The sequence below is a fragment of the Glaciecola sp. SC05 genome (assembly GCF_041380235.1).
Lineage (GTDB): Bacteria > Pseudomonadota > Gammaproteobacteria > Enterobacterales > Alteromonadaceae > Glaciecola.
This window is the reverse complement of the sequence record NZ_JBGIYY010000004.1, coordinates 82871-104560: the sequence shown is the minus strand read 5'-3', so window position 1 is coordinate 104560 and position 21690 is coordinate 82871. Positions and strand designations below refer to the sequence as shown.

Annotated in this window: 17 protein-coding genes; 9 read left to right on the top strand and 8 right to left on the bottom strand. The window is 44.7% G+C overall.

The window, feature by feature from the left end:
- Positions 1 to 12: 12 nt before the first annotated feature.
- The 3 genes from AB9H30_RS05150 to AB9H30_RS05140 form a co-directional block, all read right to left on the bottom strand.
- Positions 13 to 717, bottom strand: a complete 705-nt coding sequence (locus AB9H30_RS05150) for a DUF2982 domain-containing protein (protein ID WP_371193572.1) — start codon at positions 715 to 717, stop codon at positions 13 to 15.
- Positions 718 to 804: 87 nt separating this feature from the next.
- On the bottom strand, positions 805 to 3969 hold the full coding sequence (locus AB9H30_RS05145) for an efflux RND transporter permease subunit (RefSeq protein WP_371193571.1): 3165 nt from the start codon (positions 3967 to 3969) through the stop codon (positions 805 to 807).
- A gap of 2 nt (positions 3970 to 3971) precedes the next feature.
- Positions 3972 to 5168: an efflux RND transporter periplasmic adaptor subunit gene (locus AB9H30_RS05140; protein ID WP_371193570.1), complete on the bottom strand. Its 1197-nt coding sequence runs from the start codon at positions 5166 to 5168 to the stop codon at positions 3972 to 3974.
- A 421-nt stretch (positions 5169 to 5589) separates the two neighbouring features.
- Between AB9H30_RS05140 and AB9H30_RS05135 the strand changes: the two genes are divergently transcribed.
- From AB9H30_RS05135 to AB9H30_RS05125, 3 genes are read left to right on the top strand one after another with little or no spacing between them, the layout of a single operon-like run.
- Entirely contained in the window at positions 5590 to 6609 is a 1020-nt protein-coding gene (locus tag AB9H30_RS05135; RefSeq protein WP_371193750.1) for an aspartate carbamoyltransferase, read from the top strand.
- Positions 6610 to 6640: 31 nt separating this feature from the next.
- Positions 6641 to 7927, top strand: a complete 1287-nt coding sequence (gene hemL / locus AB9H30_RS05130) for a glutamate-1-semialdehyde 2,1-aminomutase (protein WP_371193569.1) — start codon at positions 6641 to 6643, stop codon at positions 7925 to 7927.
- 21 nt (positions 7928 to 7948) lie between these two features.
- Entirely contained in the window at positions 7949 to 8995 is a 1047-nt protein-coding gene (locus AB9H30_RS05125) for an adenylate/guanylate cyclase domain-containing protein (RefSeq protein ID WP_371193568.1), read from the top strand.
- 13 nt (positions 8996 to 9008) lie between these two features.
- On the opposite strand, the gene AB9H30_RS05120 is transcribed toward AB9H30_RS05125, so the two are convergent.
- The 5 genes from AB9H30_RS05120 to mrcB form a co-directional block, all read right to left on the bottom strand.
- On the bottom strand, positions 9009 to 9938 hold the full coding sequence (locus AB9H30_RS05120; protein WP_371193567.1) for a Dyp-type peroxidase: 930 nt from the start codon (positions 9936 to 9938) through the stop codon (positions 9009 to 9011).
- A 35-nt stretch (positions 9939 to 9973) separates the two neighbouring features.
- Positions 9974 to 11695, bottom strand: coding sequence for a gamma-glutamyltransferase (gene ggt, locus AB9H30_RS05115; RefSeq protein WP_371193566.1), 1722 nt, complete (start codon positions 11693 to 11695; stop codon positions 9974 to 9976).
- Between the two features lie 263 nt (positions 11696 to 11958).
- Complete coding sequence (locus tag AB9H30_RS05110; RefSeq protein WP_371193565.1) at positions 11959 to 13197, bottom strand: ammonium transporter; 1239 nt, start codon at positions 13195 to 13197, stop codon at positions 11959 to 11961.
- Positions 13198 to 13235: 38 nt separating this feature from the next.
- Positions 13236 to 13574 carry a P-II family nitrogen regulator gene (gene glnK, locus AB9H30_RS05105; RefSeq protein ID WP_371193564.1) on the bottom strand — a complete coding sequence of 113 codons (339 nt, stop codon included), beginning with the start codon at positions 13572 to 13574 and terminating at the stop codon, positions 13236 to 13238.
- 242 nt (positions 13575 to 13816) lie between these two features.
- A complete protein-coding gene (gene mrcB, locus AB9H30_RS05100) occupies positions 13817 to 16129 on the bottom strand; it encodes a penicillin-binding protein 1B (protein WP_371193563.1) in 2313 nt (770 codons plus the stop codon).
- Positions 16130 to 16358: 229 nt separating this feature from the next.
- Here mrcB and AB9H30_RS05095 point away from each other — a divergent pair, with 229 nt between their 5' ends.
- The 6 genes from AB9H30_RS05095 to AB9H30_RS05070 all read left to right on the top strand — a co-directional run bounded on the left by AB9H30_RS05095 (position 16359) and on the right by AB9H30_RS05070 (position 21603).
- Positions 16359 to 16604: a hypothetical protein gene (locus AB9H30_RS05095; RefSeq protein ID WP_371193562.1), complete on the top strand. Its 246-nt coding sequence runs from the start codon at positions 16359 to 16361 to the stop codon at positions 16602 to 16604.
- A gap of 47 nt (positions 16605 to 16651) precedes the next feature.
- Complete coding sequence (locus tag AB9H30_RS05090; RefSeq protein WP_371193561.1) at positions 16652 to 18430, top strand: PHA/PHB synthase family protein; 1779 nt, start codon at positions 16652 to 16654, stop codon at positions 18428 to 18430.
- A gap of 86 nt (positions 18431 to 18516) precedes the next feature.
- Positions 18517 to 18942: a polyhydroxyalkanoate synthesis repressor PhaR gene (phaR, locus tag AB9H30_RS05085; RefSeq protein ID WP_371193560.1), complete on the top strand. Its 426-nt coding sequence runs from the start codon at positions 18517 to 18519 to the stop codon at positions 18940 to 18942.
- A 187-nt stretch (positions 18943 to 19129) separates the two neighbouring features.
- Entirely contained in the window at positions 19130 to 19843 is a 714-nt protein-coding gene (locus tag AB9H30_RS05080; protein WP_371193559.1) for a phasin family protein, read from the top strand.
- 36 nt (positions 19844 to 19879) lie between these two features.
- The gene (locus tag AB9H30_RS05075) at positions 19880 to 20224 is read left to right on the top strand and encodes a phasin family protein (RefSeq protein ID WP_371193558.1); all 345 of its coding nucleotides are present in this window, start codon (positions 19880 to 19882) and stop codon (positions 20222 to 20224) included.
- Positions 20225 to 20352: 128 nt separating this feature from the next.
- The gene (locus AB9H30_RS05070; protein WP_371193557.1) at positions 20353 to 21603 is read left to right on the top strand and encodes a polyhydroxyalkanoate depolymerase; all 1251 of its coding nucleotides are present in this window, start codon (positions 20353 to 20355) and stop codon (positions 21601 to 21603) included.
- Positions 21604 to 21690: the final 87 nt, after the last annotated feature.

The following is a 21690-nucleotide window of genomic DNA, read 5'->3' as shown; positions in this document are numbered from 1 at the left end:
GATTTGAAAGCTCTAATCTAGCCTTATTTTTTCGTGCTGAACACTCTCTTGACACTGGCGCACTAGCGCGACGAATTCTTCGGCACTGCGGTCTAATTCATTTATCGATATAAAGATGTCGTATCCCAAGCCGTTCTGTAACTTTCGCATACGGTTAGCAAACATGGCGATTACCCCTTTAATAATTGTGCCATCTACGGTTTTATACTTGGCATCTTCAATCATGTCATCGCCGTAGCACTTGCCAGTGCCACAATTTGCTTGTTCTGCTTTGACAACAAGGGGACGTTGCTCCATCAACAGGTGCGTTATCAAGCGCGGCGAAATATTCGGTAGAATCGTCTCTGGGTGTTTTAATCTAAAACCTACCATTTCTAAATCTACATGCTCAAGACCCATATGCACCCGAGGCACATCTACGCGCTGGATGTTATCCCAAGGTATATGCCACTTTCCGAGTCGGTGATGGTAGGTCACAGCCTGCTTGGTGATTTCGAGGCTATATTTGGGCTCACGGATTTTAAATATACCCATAGTGATAGCAATGATACCCACTGCAATTACAATAATGCCGGCTAGAAAAAACAGTTCTGGCAATAGATTGATCACTAAACTACCCACCGTTAGGGCAACCAAACCAATCAAAATGGTGGTTAAGCCATTGTGAGACGAGACGCCGCGAATATAAATTGTATCGGTGATTTCACTGGTAGACATAAAAATAAAACACCATCATCAAAATAGCCCATATGATGATATACCGCGTTTGCCGGCAAAAAGCACAATCGGTATGCCACCAATCGCTTAATTTTTTAAAGCCCTTAGCATAAAAGCTCTGCGTTTTTCGCGAAGTCGACATAGAGTTGCCACTATTGTTGGCGTGAATAACAGTGAAAGTATAACAGAAAAGCCTACACCGCCAGCAATAACCACGGCTAGGGGTGGCCAGAAACTTCCTTCACTGAAGAGCAGCAAAGGAATTAAGCCGCCCACTGTGGTGAAGGTCGTCGATAAAATATGCCTGCTACAGCTCATTGTCTCTTCAACAATCGCAGCGGCATTTCCGCGCATCGCTTCTGCATTACTTGCAATGGAGGCAATAACCACAATTGAGCCATTGATCGCCACGCCAATTAAACCTGCGCTGCCTAGCAAAGGATTAAACCCCACTGGCAAACCCGATAGCCATAAACTGAAGAAACCAAGCCCCACCGACAAAATGGCCACAATCGCAATCACGCCAGCAAAACGAACGCTCGAAAAACTTAAAATAAGGGCAGTGATCATCAACACCAGCAACACTGGCGCATAGGTGGCAAGCTGCCCTAATGCTTGCTGTTGTTCATCTGCGTCTCCGGCCATTTTCAATCGATAGCCTTGCGGCAGCACTAGCTTGCCTTCGTTAAGCGCAACTCGAAGTTTCTCGCTTGCAGTTACCGCAGGGACACCTGGGAGCAGGTATGCCTGCACTTTGTTAAGGCGCTCACCGTTCGTCCGCGTAATGCCGCTTATACTCGGCTGTAGCTCAAAATGTCCGATACTGGCTACGCCGAGCGGCCCAGTTTGTGATATTTGACTGTTGATCAAAGGCAGTGCTTCAAGGGCACTTAAGCTGCTACGCTGTTGGTTGTCAATGCGCACTCGAACAGGCATTTCCTCGGTACCTTCGAGCACCGAACCACCAGTACTGCCAGATAAGGCCGTCTGCAACTGCGTGGCAATTTCATTGAGGGAAAGCTGCGCCAAATAGGTATCATTTTCAGAAACATGAAATTTTAATTGAGCCTCATTCATGCTAATCGAAGCGGTCGATTGTGTGATTCCTTCAATGCTTGCCATTGCCAAACGAACTTGCTGACCTAACTGGTCTAGCACTGCTAAATCTGGACCAAAGATATCCACCTCAATTGGCGATGCTATGGGTGGCCCCTGACCAAATTTACGCACCACAATTTTTGCTTCAGGGAAACGGTCTTGCACATCAAAGTGCAGGCGACGAACCAAGCTATCGGCGGCGGCAACGCTATCGGTGGTAAATACCGCGTTAGCAAACTCGGCGCTATTGTCTCGGGTCATGACCTGATTGTAATAGATAGAAGGAGTGGATCCGCCGATCATCCACGTCAATTGTTTTATGCTGTCATTTTCACGCAAGTATTCATCAATTTCTTGAGTCACCGCATAGGTTTTTTCGATACCGGTGCCGCTTGGCATATAAACATACATCTCAAATTGATCTCTGTCGGCACTGGGGAAAAACACATTTTCTAATGTCGATGAAAGCATAAAGCCACTAAAGCATACGGCGCTTATTATCGGTAGAACAAGCATTGGTTTGTTGATAGTTTTTGCCAACAGCCGTTCAAACGCTTGTGACACCGATGGCAATTGAAAGCCTCGTCGATACCAAGAATGTTCTGGCTTGCTGTCTCTTGGCAAATAGCGAGCGGCTAATGCGGCAATGATAGTCAGAGAAATAGCTAAGGACCCAACTAAGGCCATCACTACGCTAATTGCAATACCGCCTATAAAATCACCTATGTTGCCGGCTAATAGAAAGACTGGCATAAAGCCTAAAATAGTCGTCAAGGTCGAAGCTAAAAGCGGCGAGAATAAATGCTGAATACTTTTTTGCAACACTTGCAGGCGACTCATAGACAGATTCAATAAATTCAGACGGATTTCGTCGGTGATCACAATCGCGTTATCAATCAACAATCCAATGGCGATAATAATGCCGAAGATCGACATCTGATGAATTTGTTGATTAAAGAAACTCAGACTAAAAATCGCAAATGCAGCGCACAGTGGTAACGCTAGCCCAACAATCCAAGCGGCTTTTGCTCCCATAAAAAACAATACAACCAACATGACTACGACAGAGCCAAGCATCAAGTTACTGCTAAGCTCTGACAAACGCTGCTCGGTGTATTTGTTCTGTTCAAACACCACATCAGCACTCACGCTGCCCGCAAAAGTCTGATTAAAGGCCTGTGCTTTACCTAAGATTGCTTCCGTCCATTGGTCCACTCTAACGGTCGTCTGCATGCGCACGGCCACGAATATAGTACGCTGACCGTCAATCAATGCAATCTCGCGAGCGGGGCTTTGTTCAGTGCGCATAACGTCAGCGATGTCGCCTAGACGCAAATAATTACCATGATTACTCACTAGCGGCGTATTTGAAACGACTGATACCGATTCAAGGGGCTCTGCAACTTGCACTCTTAGATCTCTAGCCGCGTTATAGAGCACGCCCGCAGGTAGCTTTGCATCAGCAGCTTGAATGCGCTGACTGACCTGTTCTAAACTCATGCCAGCTAAAGCAAGCTGCTGGGCATTTATGGTAACCGTAATTTCTTCTTGCGGCTCACCATAAATGCGCACAAGCTCTGTGCCCGGCACATTGCGCAAACTGTCCGCAAACTCTTGAGCCATTCGCCCAGTTTGACTAAGTGCAGTGTTCTCGGGCACCGCTGGAGAGATTGCGAAGAGGACTGTAAAGGCTGACGCACCGCGCTTATCTTCTAAAATGGGCGGCAATACACCTGCGGGAAATCGCGCAGAGGCATCATTAAGCGCATCGCGGATTTTTGCAAACACCTGCTGGTTGTTACTATTATCAAAGGTATCAAGTAGCTCCACTGAAATAGACGAAAAACCTGCTTTTGAAGTGGAGTTAATTTCTTTTATTTCAAAAAGCTGTCGCAGTTCATCCTCTAAGACATCGGTCACTAAGGCTTCGACTCGCTCAGCTGATGCACCTGGAAAGCTAGTTAGCACTATGACATTACGCAAATCAATGCGTGGATCTTCAAGCCTTGGTAAGCTCTGAATAGCTGACAGTCCCGCGACCAAAATAATTATGATACTCAAGGCCAGTAAGTGACCTTTGCGAAAGAAAGCCGTATACCAAGGTGGACGCTCTTGAGGATTGGGCGGATCCAAGCCCTCTTGCAAGTGACTCATAGCTATAAGCCTTTCGTCGAAATGGATGCAATATCTAATGCATCAATCTGCTCAACCTGATTGACGGCTTGACCGGGCGTAAAGCGATGCGTACCGTTGACAACCACTTGTTCACCTTGACGTATAGCGCCAGATACATATGCACGCTCTGCGTCTAAATGTTCAACCGCGACCGTACGAGCAAGCAATTTGCCCTCATTACCGTCATATACCAGCACAGTCCATAGTCCGCGCACACCATTTGAAAGCGCGCTAAGCGGTATCCATGCCCCTTTTTTATTGACAGTAAGATCGACACTGATATTCACAAGATCACCACTGACTAATGCTGTCAATTGCTCTGGCAAAAGAGCCTCACGGTCGATTGAGAATACCGCATCAATAGTTCGCGTGGTTAAAGTACGTTGTTTTGCTATTGATTGAACCGTACCTGTAAAGACCGTTTTACCAAGACTAATTTGATGCTGCTCACCGAGGCGCAGCCCAAAAGCAATATTTTCTGGCAGACCAAAACGTGCCTCTAAACGGTTTATCGATATCAATGTAAAGACCGGCTCACCGATAGTAACAACGGTGCCCTGATCAATCAGTTGAGTGATCACTTGTGCATCAAATGGTGCAAGTAACGTCGATTTTTGTTTTTCAACTCGCAGGCTTTCTAACCTAGCATCTACTTCGCTGACAAAGGCTTGCGCCGCTTCTACTGACGCTTTTGCCTCATCTAAGCCTTGCTGGGGGGCTAGTTTTGCCTTAACCAATTCTGATACTCGCTGCAAGGATATTTGCGCAAGACGCGCATCGGCTTGCGCTCTGTTGAGAGCAGCTATCAATTCATTTTCTCGAGCATTCAAACGAGATAAATCGAGGGTCGCTAGCGGCTTTCCCTGCTGGACGGTATCGCCCTCTGAAACATCTAAACGCTGCAAAATACCAGAAAGCTCAAAGCCAACATTAGTTCGTTTGGCAGATTCAACTCTACCGTAGACAATACGCTGACGTTGGAAGTTTTCCTGAATACTAACGGGTAGGACCTCGACCTTTGCGTTTTGAATCACAAATAGCTCAGATTGCGCATAAGCTTGGCCACCTGAATTTCCCGACAGGATCATCAATAGCGCCAGCAACAAAAAGCACAGCGATGATATCAACAAGAGTAACCATTTACCCCTGTTGTACTGAATCTGGGTGTTGCTTGACATCTTGTTTTTCCTTGCCTGTGAGTGGACAGCATCTTTAATATAATAATTAACGAGCTATGCAAAATGCTTAGCCCTCGACTAACAATCGTTTTTGTTATTACGAACATTTTGCTCGTCGATTATCATCTTTCAGCAATGCTAGAATATAAATACTAGACTGTCTAGTCTATTAATGTTAAATTTTTCTCATGTTGCTTATTTTTTGCATATCAACTTACTGCACTATTCTTTGTACACTTGAACTTTTTACGATGTAAACCTTGTACTAAACATATTTAATGCGAATTAAAACCGTCTTGATTAGTGAACACAATGCCAAAAAATATTGGGATATTCTCTGTTTCAAGCAAGCGAATGTTCGTACCTTGCCAACAAAATTTGCTACACTGCGCAGCACAATTAATCCAAGCAATCTATGCCTATGTCAGCCTTTACCGGACAACATATTTTAAGTGTTAATCAATTTGAACGAGATGCAGTTGAACACGTGTTCCGTGTTGCCGACAACATGCTGCCCTACGCCAAACGGCAAAAGCGAACACAGGTGCTTGATGGCGCAATTTTAGGTAATCTATTTTTTGAAGCCAGCACCCGCACGCGAGTCAGTTTTGGCACCGCTTTTAACCTACTCGGCGGTGAGGTACGCGAAACAACCGGTATGAGCAATTCAGCCCTAGCAAAAGGTGAGTCACTCTACGATACCGCCAGAGTGCTCAGTGGCTATAGCGACATTATTGCCATGCGTCATCCACAGGCAGGCTCTGTTGCAGAATTTGCTTTGGGTAGCCGCGTTCCTGTAATAAACGGTGGCGACGGCGCCAACGAGCATCCTACTCAGGCGCTACTTGACCTATATACCATCGCTAAAGAACGTATATCTCAGGGCGCAAATATAGATGATCTGCACATCGCTATGATTGGTGACTTGAAATTTGGTCGCACTGTGCATTCATTAGCGAAAATGCTGAGCTTATTCAAGCGGGTGAAATTCACGTTAATTTCTCCCACTGAGCTGTCAATGCCCACAAGTGTTTGCGACACAATAACGGATGCCGGTCACGAACTGATTATTACCGATCAACTAGAAGGCATTGTTGAGGCCGACATCTGCTATCAAACCCGTATCCAAGAGGAGCGTTTCCCGTCGCAAGATGAAGCCAATAAATACCGCGGGAAATTTCGCTTAAATCAGCAAATTTATACTCAGCACTTTAAATCTCAGACCGTAATAATGCACCCCTTACCCAGAGATTCGCGCATCGAGGCAAATGAACTCGATAACGATTTAAACATGCATCCTAATCTCGCTATTTTTAGGCAGACCGATAATGGCGTATTGGTAAGAATGGCATTGTTTGCCTTAACCCTTGGCGTAGCCGATAAAGTCAGCGACTTTGACCGTCCTGTGCATTGGTTTACCAATAAAAGTAATCAGCAATAAGAATAACTCTCTTCCTATGGATAATGACTCTATGACCAAATCTGAAATTTTATTTGAACGCGCCCAAAAAACTATCCCCGGCGGCGTGAATTCTCCTGTCCGGGCTTTCAAAGCGGTTGGCGGTACACCAAGATTTATTCAACGTACCGACGGCCCATATATGTGGGACGTCGATGGCAATCGCTATATCGACTATATCCAGTCTTGGGGGCCAATGGTGCTGGGCCATAACAATCCTCAGATTCGCCAAGCCGTTATCGATGCGTCTGAGTTCGGTTTAAGCTATGGCGCGCCTACCGAGGCAGAAATAGAAATGGCAGAATTGGTCTCGTCCGTTGTACCATCGATGGAAATGGTGAGAATGGTAAACTCTGGCACTGAAGCTACCATGAGCGCTATTCGCTTGGCTCGAGGCTACACCGGTAAAGACAAAATTCTAAAGTTTGAAGGTTGTTATCATGGCCACGCCGACTCACTATTGGTCAAAGCCGGTAGCGGTGCCCTCACCCTCGGTGTGCCTAGCTCGCCTGGGGTACCTGACGATTTTGCAAAACACACCCTAACTGTTGAATTCAACAACTTAGCGTCTGTACAAGCAGCCTTTGATGAGCACGGTAGCGATATCTCATGCATCATTGTTGAGCCAGTGGCCGGCAACATGAACTGCATTCCGCCAGTTGACGGTTTTTTAGAAGGCTTGCGAGCGATTTGTGATAATTACAACTCCGTTCTAATTTTTGACGAAGTCATGACAGGCTTCAGAGTCTCTAGAGGCGGCGCACAAGAGCGCTACAATGTTATTCCTGATCTTACATGTTTAGGTAAAGTGATTGGCGGCGGAATGCCCGTCGGTGCTTTTGGCGGGAAACGTAAAATTCTCACGCATATCGCGCCTACTGGGCCAATATATCAAGCCGGTACGCTATCGGGTAACCCTGTTGCTATGGCCGCGGGTCTTGCCGCTTTGAAGCAGATTACGGTGGATGGCTTTTATGACTCAATTTTTGAAAATACTCGTTTGATTGCTGAGGGTATCAAAGAGCTAGCACATAAACATGGCGTTGACATGACCATCAACGTGGCCGGAAGTATGTTTGGGATATTTTTTACCGACGTCGAAAAAGTGACAAACTATCAACAGGCAATCAACTGCAACACCAAGCAATTCAATCAGTTTTACCACGCTATGCTCGACAATGGTGTATATTTAGCCCCTGCTTCATACGAGGCGGGTTTTGTTTCAAAAGCGCATACCGCGCAAATTGTCGCTGATACTTTGGCCGCAGCAGATAAAGCATTTGCATCGATCGATAAATAAATGCTGAAAGGATAAGTTGATTTGCTCGAAATAATACTTGCTCTAGTGGTCCTATATGCGCTAGTGATCACCATCTTGTGGCTGCGTTCATTGAGCAACGCGCAAAGCGCAGATTTGAGTTTAAAGGCGGCTTTTAAAAAACGCCAAGCGATGATGAATGCAACTATCGAAGCGAAAGCCGATGAAGCTATGCAACTGCATCAAACTTTTCAAAAATTTGTGCCCCGTCAGTTTGTGGAGCACTTTGCAAAATCTGGTACCCATAGCCTAGAGCTTGGCCGCGCCGATGAAGATAAAGTTACTGTGTTATTTTGCGATCTGCGCGGCTTTACAAGCTTGTCGGAACAAATGCTGCCACAAGAGCTTATGCATTTTCTAAACTCTTACTTTTTACGAATGAATGCTCCGATACACCATAACAACGGCTTTATTGATAAGTTTATCGGCGATGCCATTATGGCATTGTTTGATAGTCCTCAGGGTGAAGATCATGACAAGGCAGCAGACGCCGTCAACGCAGCTCTTGAGATACAAACGGCGTTACGCTTATACAATAGCCACCGCGCCAATAGCCACTATCCTGCGGTGCGAAACGGCATTGGCATTCATTTTGGTCCCGTCGTATTAGGCACCATAGGCTCTGATGATCGCATGGACACAACGGTGATTGGCGATACCGTAAATGTCGCTCAACGGATAGAAAGTCTTTGTCCTTACTTTAATGCCGATATTCTTGCCAGTGAAAGTACATTACTGCTAGCCGGGAAAAAAGTGGATGTGGTTTACCGCCTGCTCGATAATATTCGCTTTAAAGGTAAGTCAGTCAGTGTCCCAGTGGTAGAGGTGTTGTCACACTTAAGCGAGGAAATCAAAGCCCAAAAGCTGTTGGCCGCAAACGCTATTTTAGAAGGAATTAAGCTACGTGAAAATGGCGCATTTGAAGATGCGCTAAAGCATTTTGAAAGCTGCAAAGTGTCTTTCACCGACGACCTAGCAATTGATCATCACATCAGCTTTTGCCAGCGTGCTCTAGACGATAAACATTGGGATGGACACGTCCAGCTCTAAACGCGACTTTGCTCTATAGACTTTCACTTTCTAAGGCTTGAGCCTTTATAAACTGAATAGATGGCGCAAAAAACGCGGCACCGGTCTCTGCATTTGAGTAATCAAGTAAACGATCGTAATGCCCATTTTGGTCACCGTAGATGCGGCTATGAAGCAAATTCTTAAAGGCATTGGGGTGACTCGAACAGCTCACAAAATATAAGCCCTGAACACTCATATTGCCATATGGCATGCTTTGATTTAACAAAATTGGAAATTCTCCATTTGCCCCTGTTATTTTTGTTCTAAATGCATGGGACGACAAACCAGAATCGACCACCGGCAGATTGTGCTCTTTAGTTTTGCCGATAATGTCTTCTTGACGTTTTTCTGACAAAGCATGCCAACGGGTCATATCATGCCGATAACGCTGCACGTGAACATAACTGCCTCCCGCAAAATCAGGGTCGTCATCACCAACGGTGGAGATTTCAAACTTTTTCATGCCGCGAGGATTATCTTCGGTAATAATAAAGCCGTTTAAGTCACGGCCATCTAAATATCGAAATGCCCGAATTTGCTCGACCAATTCGGTATGCAAACGCATCAGCTCCATTACTTCGATACCAAGGGCATGACAGATATCGAGCCTATCTGCACGTATTTGCACGAAAAGGTCGCAAGGAATTACAGGGGCGCAACGGTCATCTGACTGCATATCAGGAAATGGCGCTAACGCGCGTGGACTGTTACCAGGATAAAGTTCAGACCAAAAGTTGCTACCCACGCCCACCACGCCTGATACCATAGCTTCATAGTGCTCTTCGTCAAAGTGGTCGAACAGATCTAAGCACGCTGCCAGTTTTGCCCGCACTGCGCTCATGTCATCGTCTACGACATTGAAGAGTAAATACTGAGCGTGTAGATTGGGTTCGGCGCAAATACCTTTTTGTGGTTGCGTCATAGTGTATTACATTGCATCCTAATTAATTAACGGACCTAATAGCCCGCAGCCTGACCGTCTTTGCGTGACTCAGAAGCGCCGTAGTATACCTTATTTTTGCTGTCAAAGAGAATTGCCTGATAGCCACCATAGGCGCCGTTAACATCAGTAATCGTATGGCCTTTTTTCATTAATTCTCTGCGGGTTTTATAGTCAAAACCAGATTCTAAACTCACGTAGCCGCCATCGGTCATTATGGAACCCTCTGGGCTACTTGAGCCCGAATGTAAAATACGCGGCGCATCTCCAGCCTCTTGGAGGTTCATGCCAAAATCAATCATATTTACGATGATTTGCGCGTGCATTTGTGGCTGAGTGCCGCCGCCCATAACACCAAAACTCATGAGGGGCTCATTATTGCGTGTCACAAACGCAGGAATGATGGTATGAAACGGACGTTTGCCCGGTGCGTATTGATTAAAATGACCGTCTTCCATTGCAAACATTTCACCCCGGTTCTGCAAGACAAAACCCAAATCGGTAGGGATCATGCCAGAGCCCATGCCGCGATAGTTACTTTGAATTAAAGAGACCATGTTGCCAAATTTGTCGGCGACCGTAAGATAAATTGTATCGCCTTCGTTTTTACCAGCATCTACTCGTTTAGCCGCTTTTGTTGGCGAAATTAACTGCTGACGCTGTTTTGCGTATTCTTTTGAAATCAACCAATCAACGGGGATTTGATTAAACGTTGGGTCAGCATAGAATTTTGCGCGATCTTCAAAGGCTAATTTTTTTGCTTCTACGAAGGTATGGATATATTCAGCCGAGTCATGACCCATGCCCTCGATATCGTATAGCTCTAATATGTTTAAAATCTGCAGTGCCGCAATCCCTTGACCGTTTGGCGGTAACTCCCATACATCATAGCCTCGATAGTTGGCTGAAACTGGCGCAACCCATTCAGAATAATGGGCTGCCATGTCCTCATAGCTTAAAAATCCGCCCTGCTCCTGCATGAACGACCCGATTACCCGAGCAATATCGCCTTTGTAAAACGCGTCACGCCCGCCGGTAGCTATTTTTTCATAGGTAGAAGCGAGGGCTGGATTACGAAAAATCTCGCCCTTTTTGGGAGTTTTACCATTGATAGTGAAGGTGTCGGTAAAGCCTGGGTATTGACCAATGCGGGCTTGATTCATTTCAAAATAATAGGCAATCAATTCAGTGACCGGGAAACCAGTTTTTGCATATTCAATAGACGGGGCAAGTAACTCCTGCATGGATCTTGAGCCAAAACGCTCATTCAGCATAAACCAACCGTCCACTGCACCAGGAACGGAAACAGGAAGCGGCCCAAATTTTGGAATGCTGTCGAGTCCTTTTTCCTTAAAATGTTCAAGCGTTAAGCTCTGTGGTGAGCGACCTGAAGCATTTAAGCCATATAGTTGCTTGGTTTCGGCATCCCATACAATTGCAAACAAATCACCGCCTATTCCGCAGCCAGTGGGTTCAACCAAGCCTAACATCGCGTTTGCCGCAATGGCTGCATCAATTGCGTTACCACCCGACTTAAGCACATCAAGCGCTACCTGCGTTGCCAAGGGCTGACTGGTAGCCGCCATGCCATTTTGCGCAATAATCTCTGAACGCGTCGCAAACGACTCACCAGTTATTCGGTCATAGGCAAGACTTGATGTAGTAGTAAACAAAAGGCTTAAAGAAAGAATGAAGACGGTCTTAACATGTCGCAATCGAAAGGTGTGTAATGGCATCATAATGAACTCACTATTTTATTACTGCAGAATTACTTTGTTGTTATCTGTTGGTGTAATTTTGATAGCAAGCCATCCAGCCTGCTGTATCCAGAGTGTACCCTTGAAACTCCACAAAAGGAAATCCCAATGACTACAAAAAAGCCCCGCAAATGCGGGGCTGATATCTACCAACTGTCGTTGGTTGCTTGCCTTGTTATTTTTCTTATTCTGCTTGTTATTATTTTGATTAAGGCAAGCCTCTCCCTTACAAGTTTTTTTCGTGTTTAAGAGCGCGACTGAGTAAAGTCTGGGTATGCTTCGAGGCCGCATTCACTAATATCCACACCAGCGAACTCTTCCTCTTCTGTTACTCTTACACCCATCACTGCTTTAATGATTAACCAAGTCACAAGGCTAGCGCCAAATACCCAGATAAAGATTGTTGCGGCTCCAATTAACTGACCAGAGAACTTCGCGCCTTCGTTGGTAAGCGGCACAAGTAGCAAACCGAATAACCCTACTACACCGTGAACCGAAATCGCACCTACAGGATCGTCTATTTTAAGTTTGTCTAAGCCGACAATACTAAACACTACGATAACGCCGCCAATTGCACCAAAGATGGTTGCTTGTAACGCGGTCGGTGTAGAAGGTTCAGCAGTAATTGCCACTAAACCTGCTAGTGCACCATTTAAAGCCATGGTTAAATCCGCTTTTCCAAACAGAATACGCGCTAGAATTAAGGCTGCAACCGAACCACCGGCGGCGGCGGCATTAGTATTCATAAATACTACGGCAACAGAGTTAGCTGATTCAACTGATGCAGTCGCCAATACTGAGCCTCCATTAAATCCAAACCAACCCATCCACAAAATAAATGTACCAAGCGTCGCGAGTGGTAAGTTAGAACCTGGAATGGCATTGATTTTACCATCGGCGGTATATTTACCTTTACGAGCGCCCAAGACCAATACACCTGCTAAGGCTGCAGAGGCGCCGGCCATATGAACGATACCAGAGCCTGCAAAGTCAGAAAATCCGAGATCTCCCAACACATAAAGACCAAATACAGCTTCACCATTCCAAGTCCAAGCGCCTTCCATAGGATAGATGAAGCCTGTCATTACCACTGTGAACAGTAAAAATGACCATAACTTCATACGCTCAGCCACCGCGCCAGAAACGATGGACATAGCGGTTGCAACAAACACTACTTGGAAAAAGAAGTCTGCAGAGGGTGCATAGGTGGCGGGGTCTTCTGCCACGCCTGTGGCGCCGTCACCGGTAATGCCGCTTAAAAAGAAATCGCCGCCGTACATGATCGCATAACCGCAAATCATATACATGATGCAAGCAATCGAATATAGAGCAATATTTTTCGTTAATATTTCTGTGGTATTTTTAGCACGAACAAGACCTGCTTCGAGCATAGAGAAACCTGCCGCCATCCACATAACAAAGGCACCGCAGATTAAAAAGTAAAAGGTATCTAGTGCATACCCGAGTTCAAATGTAATTTCCATAATAATTCTCCGAAAGAGTCTCCGATAGGGTTAACGCACTAGAGCGCGTCAGCGTCTGCTTCGCCGGTACGAATACGCACGGCTTGCTCAAGGTTATAAACAAATACTTTGCCGTCGCCAATTTTGCCGGTTTTTGCTGCACCAACAATGGCTTCAACTAAGCGCTCAACTTGCTCATCTTGAACCGCTATTTCGAGTTTCACTTTAGGGAGAAAATCAACTTGATATTCCGCTCCGCGGTAAAGTTCGGTATGACCTTTTTGACGTCCAAAGCCTTTTACCTCAGTTACGGTTAGACCATCTATACCGATTTCTGAGATTGCTTCACGAACATCATCAAGCTTAAAGGGCTTAATGATTGCAGTGACTAGTTTCATGGGTAACTCCTGCTGATTTGAATGTATTGCTAAATGGTTTTTCCTAAAGCAAATCAATACAAGAGCAGTGCCAACTAAAATAGTTTATATCTTTCAATGAGTTAAGATATTAAGGGAGGCTGTTATTGAGAAAGCCTGCACTCACATGGTGCAATTGAACCAAATTGGGCTGCTCGCTTATCGCTCAGCGTGGCTTATTAATGCTTTTTACGCTGCGCCCAATTTACATTTTGCGGGTAATGTTACCAATTAAAAATACGGTCTAATAACGAGCGTTTCTTTTTAGGCGGCTCGACCGGATTTTGCTGCATCTGCTTGCAGCTCTGTGGAGGAGTAAGTGCATCTTTAATTGCTGGGACACTGATTAAATTGGGACAACCCGCTTGTGTGAGTGCCCCAGTGCGCTGATCAAAATGAGCGATAGTTAAGGTCGATGGAAACGCGCGAGACAAAGTTTTCGGGGAGTGCTTGGCCTCAAATGCCATAAATATTGGCAAGGCGCCAGATGCGCCCGACATATTCACGGGCGTGTTGTCGTCGTTACCGACCCAAACGGTGCTCACTAAGTTACGGTCAAAGCCACTAAACCAACTGTCCCTATAGTCATCTGTTGTGCCTGTTTTTCCTGCCATATTAACCCTTGGAAAAGCTTTACCTAATTCGCTAGCGGTGCCTTCTTTGGTAACTTTATGCAAGGCATAGTTGAGTAAATATGTCGCGTCCTCATCGGCTCTGCGCTGCTCGCTGGGCGTTCTCTTCCAAATTAGCTGATCGTCATGAGTGGTCACTGCAGTGAGCGCGTGCAGCGGTTTCATTAAGCCACCATTGCTGATCACTTGGTATAACTGATTCACCTCCAAAGGAGAAAGTTCGATTGCGCCTAATGCCAGTGACGGCAGAGGCTCAACTGTCTTACTGTAGCCTAAGCGCTGCAGGGTACTAGCAACTTCATTAAAACCTATTTGACTGGCTAGGTTGACGCTAGGAACATTATAGGATTTAACCAGTGCGTCTAATAATGACACGTCACCGCGAAAGGTTTTATCCGCATTTTGTGGCCGCCATTTCTTTCCATCTCGGTCATCAAACTCTACTGGCTTATCTGCCAAACGCGTGGCTAAATTATAATCAAATGGATTTTCAAGCGCAGCTAAAAACACTACCGGTTTTATCAATGAACCAATCGGCCGATAGGCATTTATTGCCCGATTAAACCCTGCAAACTCAGCTTGCTTGCCACCCACAATCGCCCGAATTTCACCACTGGCGATATCGGTGACCACCATAGCCGCCTGCATGTCAGGCAAATTACGGGATTTAGCATGTTTTGCTATGGTGCTGGTCAAGGCCAATTCAGCCCGTCTTTGAGCGTTAATATCGAGCGTAGTAAATACTTTCACTCCCGATAGTCTTGTTTCAGCTGTGGGCACAACCGAATATAACTCATCACGCACTTTGTCCATAAATGCGGGGTGCTGACCTGACGCTAAACTTGGACTGCTAGACGTCACTAGCTTTTCATTTATTGCTTCCTGATACTCGCTAGGATTTAGATATTGCGCTTCAAAAAGAATACGCAAGACTAGGTTACGCCGTTCTAAAGTGCGCTCTTTGTGTCTAATCGGATGATAAAACGAGGGGCCTTTAACCATACCAACCAAGGTCGCAATTTCGGTCAGCTCCAATTCCTGCAGCGGCTTATTGAAATAAAAGTGGCTGGCTAAACCAAAACCATGCACCGCAACTGCGCCGTTTTGACCTAAAAATACTTCGTTAATGTAGGCGTTTAGAATCTCTTCTTTGGTATATCTGGCATCAATAACGATTGCCATGGCTGCCTCACGTAGCTTGCGGATATAGCTGCGCTCACGGGTTAGATAAAGATTTTTAACCAATTGCTGAGTCAAAGTACTGCCGCCTTGCACGGTGCGCCCAGCAACAATATTGGCAATTAGGGCCCGCACTATTGAAAGTGGAGCAATTCCATGATGATCATAGAAATCATTGTCTTCCACCTGAATTAAAGCAATTTTTAGCATTTCAGGAATGTCACTGTCTTGCATGAGCATGCGATCTTCAGACAGGCCGCCTACTAGACGAGAAATTAACCAAGGCTCTAACATCACGCTTTTAGCGCGCTCATTCGTATCTAACAAATCCAGAGCACTTATACGCGAATCTTGCCAAGTTACCTGCAACACTCTATCCGGCGCACTTATGTTGGCATATTGAAAGGCGCGTCGATAAATGATTAAGGTGTCTTTTCCTTGACTAAACTCACCTATTTCGTTGGCCGTCGCTACTTGCCTATAGCCCAATAGACTGAGCTCATCCTTAATCTCTGCTATCGATATTTCTTGTTTAAGCTCTAAACGTAATGGACGCGCATAAATTTGCGCAGGCACTTCCCACTTATTCCCAGAAAACTGTTGTTTGACCTGCGCGTCGATATATATGAGGTAGCTGACAACAATCACCACGCCGATAAAAGCGAGCTTAAAGAAGTGACGTTTTATCCACTTAAATGGCAACAACAACATGCTCAAAATTTTCAAAATACAACAACACCTATTATTTATGCGCTCCACGCGCAATTACCTGCTTAGTCTAACATCAGCGCAGTACATTTGGCTGTCATTATTGTTAGCAAATTTGACTCGCATTCTCTCGGAGCTACAAAACGGTTTTGCACGAAATCTTAGTGCTACCTTAGTCGATAAGACTAGACATTAGTCAGGCAGATGCTTAGTCTGAAAGTTCAACAAATTGGCGCTGGAGCTGATCATGAAAATAAGCATTGATTTTGAACTAACACCTGCAGAAGCAAGAGAGATGTTTGGATTGCCTGATTTTAGTGAACTGCATCAAAGTATTACGGCTGAGGCACTTAAAAAGTGTCAGGAAGATCCCCAAGCAGCATTTGAAAGCATCATCAAACCCGCACTTGAACAGGGCGTAAATGGCTTTTCTGCCTATCAAAATATGATGGCAAATTTTATGAAGCCCCAAGCGAAAAAAAGCGCTAAGTAGTGGGTAAACACGCAATTTTCGGGAGCTTACTCTCGTAAGGAACAAACATGGGTACAGACGAATCTGAAGTGCTAGCGTATCTCGATAAATACGCCACTGTCTTTAATAAGATGGCACAAGAAATTCTCAGCCGCGCAGGCGCAGAGGGTAGCAGCAATTACCCCAACCCTTTTAATCAAGAGCGCCTTGAGCATTTACTCAATAGTGATACCAAAATTGACGCCAACAAGCTTATGCAGCATCAGTTTGCGTACATGCAAAAACAATCCGAACTATGGCAAGCAGCCAGTAAGGTCATGCTCGGCGAGGTAATGGGTGATACCAAAGCAACCCCGGCATCTAAAGATCGCAGATTTGCGCATCAGCAATGGGATGACAATCCGGTTTATAAATATATAAAAGACTCTTATTTGATCAATGCCGAAATGGTCACGAATATGGTGGACTCAATAGAATTTACTGACCCAAAACTAAAAGAGCAGGCGAAATTCTTTACCCGTCAATATGTAAATTCTCTGTCGCCGACCAACTTTGTATTGACCAACCCAGAAGTCTGCGACGAAATTTTAGCAACCAAAGGTAAGTCCTTAGTAAAAGGCATGCAGGCCTATTTAGAAGACCTGGAAGAAAGCCCCTTAGAAGCATTTAAGATGCGCCAATCTGATGCTAAGGCATTTACCCTTGGAAAAAATTTGGCGTATACAGAAGGAGACGTCGTTTTTCGTAACGAACTGATCGAGCTTATCCACTATAAAGCAACTTCAAAAACCCAACATGCCATTCCTATGCTGGTCACTCCGCCATTTATCAATAAATACTATGTTATGGATTTAGAAGAGAAAAAATCATTGGTAAAAGGCTTACTCCAAAGTGGCTACAATGTATTTATGATCTCGTGGGTAAACGCTCAAGAAGAGTTAGCTGACTACGATTTTGCCGACTATATGCGCAAAGGTCCGCTGACTGCGATTGAGGTAGTAAAGCAAATTAGTGGGCAAAGCACGGTAAACCTTACAGGCTTTTGCGTGGGAGGAACCCTATGTGCGGTTGCCGCCGCGTATTTGCGCGGTAAAGGAGACCAAAGTATAGCCTCTTTAACACTCTTGACGACCTTATTGGATTTTTCTGAGCCTGGTGAAGTGGGTAACTATTTTTCTGAAGATATGCTGCCGATGATAGAACAAAAAGCCGAGAGTAAAGGCGTATTTGATGGCAGGATCATTGCCATGAGCTTTAGTTTGTTGCGTGAGAACTCTCTGTTTTGGTCATTTTTTATTGAAAACTACTTAAAAGGCAAAGATCCTGCACCTTTTGACATTCTATATTGGAATAGCGACTCAACCAATATTCCCGCCGCATGCTTCAAGCAATATTTGCGTATGACATACTGGGAAGATGCACTGAAAGAACCCGGTAAAGTTGTCATCGATGACATCCCTATCGATTTGGGTGCGATCGATATTCCTAGCTATTTTCTTAGCACCATTGCCGATCATATTGTTTTATGGAAAGGCGCTTACAAGGGAAGCAAGCTGGTTGCAGGTAAGCCTCGCTTTGTATTGGCAGGCTCGGGGCATATTGCCGGCGTTATCAACCCCACTAAAGGTGGTAAATATCCCCATTGGGTCAATGACGCATTGTGCGATACACCAGAACAATGGCTAGACGGCGCCACGGAGCAGGCTGGCTCTTGGTGGCAAGACTGGCATAAGTGGTTGAAGCCTCAATCTGGGAAACGCAGCTCGGCCAGTGCACCTGGGGCTCATGAGAATTATCCTAGCCTTTGTAAAGCACCGGGTAATTATGTATTAAAAAGACTAGAGTGATACAATAGCGGCCAAGATCAGGCTGAGCTTGCAGTTAACAGACCTCAAACTCAGCCATATATTTGTCCATAAGGTAGTCATTTTACGTGATCATAATCAAGAAATATCCCAACCGCCGTTTATACGACACTTCTAAAAGTCAATATGTGAATCTTGAAGATATCAAGCTGCTGATCAACGAGCGTCACGAGTTTCGCATCGTAGACTCCAAAACTGAAAATGACATTACAAAGAGTATTTTACTGCAAATCATCAGTGAATCAGAAACCGAAGAGCATCAATCTTTACTCACCGATGCGCTATTAAAAAGCCTGATCCGATTTTATGACAGTGATATGCAGGTGTTTGTACGCCAGTATTTAGAGCAGAGCCTAATACAATTTATTGAGCAGCAAGATAAAATGCAGGGCATGATGAAAAATATCGTCGATAATTCTCCAATGGCACTATTCAATAAGATGATGGAGAAGAATATGGCGGCATGGCAGTACGACAAAAGTCGTAAGAAATAATTCATCTATTAAATTCATATACTTAACCATTAAACCCACCTGTTTTCTTATTTTTTAAGAAAAAAATGTTGCACTGCAACAAAATATACCTTGATCTTTATTCTGAATTGTCTATTATCTGAATATCAGCGATGTTGCAGTGCAGCAATATGTGATTTCGCACCATTTAAAATTCAATGAGGTCAAGATGATGTTTGGTAACTTTTCACAAGAATTGAAAAAATCTACAAAGCCAGCCAGTACTTTGCTCGAAATGAATGCGAAAGCACTTGAGTTGGTATCAAAACAGCAAACCGTGTTCTTCTCAGGCGTAATGACTGACAGTGTAAGGCTGATGGGCGCCCTTTTCGAGCAAACAGAAATACAAGGTGTAGTTGCTGCGCAATCTGTTTACGCAGAATCGCTTAGAGAGCGACTCACTAGCGCATCAAAAACTACCTACGGCGCTCTATCTAGCATCGGTAAAAATGCAGCGCAAGAATTAAGCGCGAGCGCGAGTAATATCGCCGCTGATAAATCTGCCAGCACTGCTACAACCGCGGCAAAGCCGCTGGTAAAAAAACCTGTAGCGAAAAAAGTAGCGGTTAAAAAAAACCCCACTAAGAAAGCGCCTTCAGCAAACGCCGCTTCTAGCAAAGTGATAAAGCAAACGGTAACGCCAGAAGCTACACCGGCAGTGCCTACAAAACCCGTTGTAGAAAGCGCGGTAACGCAAACTAAAGTTTCAACAGCACCGGCTAAACAAGCCCTTGCAAAGAAAACAGCAGCAGCGCCGGCAAAGGCGACTGCAAGTACTACAGCAAAACCTGTTAAAGCAGCTGCCAAAAAGGCCGCGCCTAAAAGAACTGTAGCGACATTAAGCCCTGCTGATGTAAAAGCAGAACAACCGAAAACCGCATAATTTAACTTTTTTACTTTACTATTCTGGAGAATATAAATGATCGATAAAATGAACGAGCAATTCAAAGATTCACTTAAGCCTGTAACTGAACTAGCTACATTGAACATGAGTGTTTTACAAGAGCTTGCTGAAAAGCAAAATGCATTATTTACAACGCTTTTATCGAGCGGTGTGTCTTTTGCAGAAACTGCTGGCCAACAAAAAGACGTAATGAGCCTTGCTGAAGCGCAAAAAGCCTATCTCGAAACCTTACAGACGACGATTACAGAGTCTGCGAAAGAAACTTACACTTTAGTAAGCGGTGCTCAAGAGAAAGCTGGCGCGATGATCAAAGGCCTTAGCGAAGAAATGACGTCTAAAATGACTGCAGCTACCAAGTAAGTTTGCACTCGTTTAGCTCGCTAAATATAATAGCGTCAATCTATGATTGATGCTGTCAAAGACTCCAATCAACCCTTTTAAAGATGTAGTTGATTGGAGTTTTTTTTTCTGTCCTGTTGGAGATGAATATGAATTATCAGGCCTATGACTACCTAGCCCGAACTGGCGAAATGATGAATGAGGGTTTAGGTATAATGAGCGATTTGGTGTCTCACCCCTCCAATCCTTTTTCTTATACGTGGACTGGCCGGCTAACCAAAGCCACACTTGAAACCGCTATGCGCGTAACTCGTCGCTATGACAAACTCGGTTTTAACATCGAAGAAGTCACTATTGCCGACAAAAAATTCAAAGTTCGTGAAGACATTGTGCTAAGCAAACCATTTTGCGATCTTACCCATTTTAAAACTATCGGGCATACCGATAAAGACAAAGTACTGCTTGTAGCTCCCTTATCTGGGCATCATGCAACCTTGCTGAAAGGCACTGTTGAGGCATTACTGCCAGAGCACGAAGTGTATATTACCGATTGGGCCGATGCCCGCGAAGTCCCTTTAGAAGAAGGCCCTTTCTCTTTTGACTGCTATGTATCGTATTTAATTGAATTTTTAAATTTCTTAGGCGAAGACACGCATATGATTGCTATCTGTCAGCCTACCGTACAGGCATTGATTGCCACAGCAGTCATGGCAGAAGAGAACAACCCTAACACGCCTAAATCACTTACCCTAATGGCCGGCCCATTAGATACCAGCAAAAATCCAACGCGGGTAAATGAATTTGCACACCGCCATCCCATGCCTTGGTATAAAAATGTAGCCATCATGCAAGTGCCTGTTGGCTACCCTGGGGAAGGGCGTCAGGTGTATCCGGGCTTTATGCAGCTCGGTGGGTTTATTTCAATGAACCAAAAGTCACATATGCAAAAATATCAAAATTTCTTCCAAAACTTATTGTTTGGCGAAGATGAAGATGCTGATCGTTTCCGTGCGTTTTACGATGAGTACATGGCTGTATTAGACATGCCCGCGGAGTTTTACCTTGAGACGATTGAGCGGATATTCAAAAACAACGAAGTCGCCAACAAGACCATTACTTATCAAGGAAAGACCGTTAATTTTGACGCCATTACCAATACGCCTTTGTTAACGGTTGAAGGTGCAAATGATGATATTTGTGGCCTTGGTCAAACCGAAGCGGCACAAACTATCTGCAAAAATATTCCGAACGATATGCGCAAGCACCATATACAATCTGGTGCTGGTCATTATGGTATTTTCAGTGGTTCGATGTATCGTAAAAACATACGTCCAGTGGTAACTGAGTTTATCAATAAATACAGTGAGCCTGCCGAAGCGACCAGTACTGAAGAAAAGTAGTATTTTGCACACGGTTTCATTTGTACCTTTGAACTAAGTTAGTTAGAGTTTCTCTAACTAACTTAGCTTCCAAGATAAGGACTATCT

Excerpts from the sequence above, each read along its gene's own strand:
- AB9H30_RS05150 (WP_371193572.1), bottom strand. The coding sequence starts at position 717 with ATGTCTACCAGTGAAATCACCGATACAATTTATATTCGCGGCGTCTCG.
- AB9H30_RS05145 (WP_371193571.1), bottom strand. The coding sequence starts at position 3,969 with ATGAGTCACTTGCAAGAGGGCTTGGATCCGCCCAATCCTCAAGAGCGT.
- AB9H30_RS05140 (WP_371193570.1), bottom strand. The coding sequence starts at position 5,168 with ATGTCAAGCAACACCCAGATTCAGTACAACAGGGGTAAATGGTTACTC.
- AB9H30_RS05135 (WP_371193750.1), top strand. The coding sequence starts at position 5,590 with ATGTCAGCCTTTACCGGACAACATATTTTAAGTGTTAATCAATTTGAA.
- hemL (WP_371193569.1), top strand. The coding sequence starts at position 6,641 with ATGACCAAATCTGAAATTTTATTTGAACGCGCCCAAAAAACTATCCCC.
- AB9H30_RS05120 (WP_371193567.1), bottom strand. The coding sequence starts at position 9,938 with ATGACGCAACCACAAAAAGGTATTTGCGCCGAACCCAATCTACACGCT.
- ggt (WP_371193566.1), bottom strand. The coding sequence starts at position 11,695 with ATGATGCCATTACACACCTTTCGATTGCGACATGTTAAGACCGTCTTC.
- AB9H30_RS05110 (WP_371193565.1), bottom strand. The coding sequence starts at position 13,197 with ATGGAAATTACATTTGAACTCGGGTATGCACTAGATACCTTTTACTTT.
- glnK (WP_371193564.1), bottom strand. The coding sequence starts at position 13,574 with ATGAAACTAGTCACTGCAATCATTAAGCCCTTTAAGCTTGATGATGTT.
- AB9H30_RS05095 (WP_371193562.1), top strand. The coding sequence starts at position 16,359 with ATGAAAATAAGCATTGATTTTGAACTAACACCTGCAGAAGCAAGAGAG.
- AB9H30_RS05090 (WP_371193561.1), top strand. The coding sequence starts at position 16,652 with ATGGGTACAGACGAATCTGAAGTGCTAGCGTATCTCGATAAATACGCC.
- AB9H30_RS05080 (WP_371193559.1), top strand. The coding sequence starts at position 19,130 with ATGATGTTTGGTAACTTTTCACAAGAATTGAAAAAATCTACAAAGCCA.
- AB9H30_RS05075 (WP_371193558.1), top strand. The coding sequence starts at position 19,880 with ATGATCGATAAAATGAACGAGCAATTCAAAGATTCACTTAAGCCTGTA.
- AB9H30_RS05070 (WP_371193557.1), top strand. The coding sequence starts at position 20,353 with ATGAATTATCAGGCCTATGACTACCTAGCCCGAACTGGCGAAATGATG.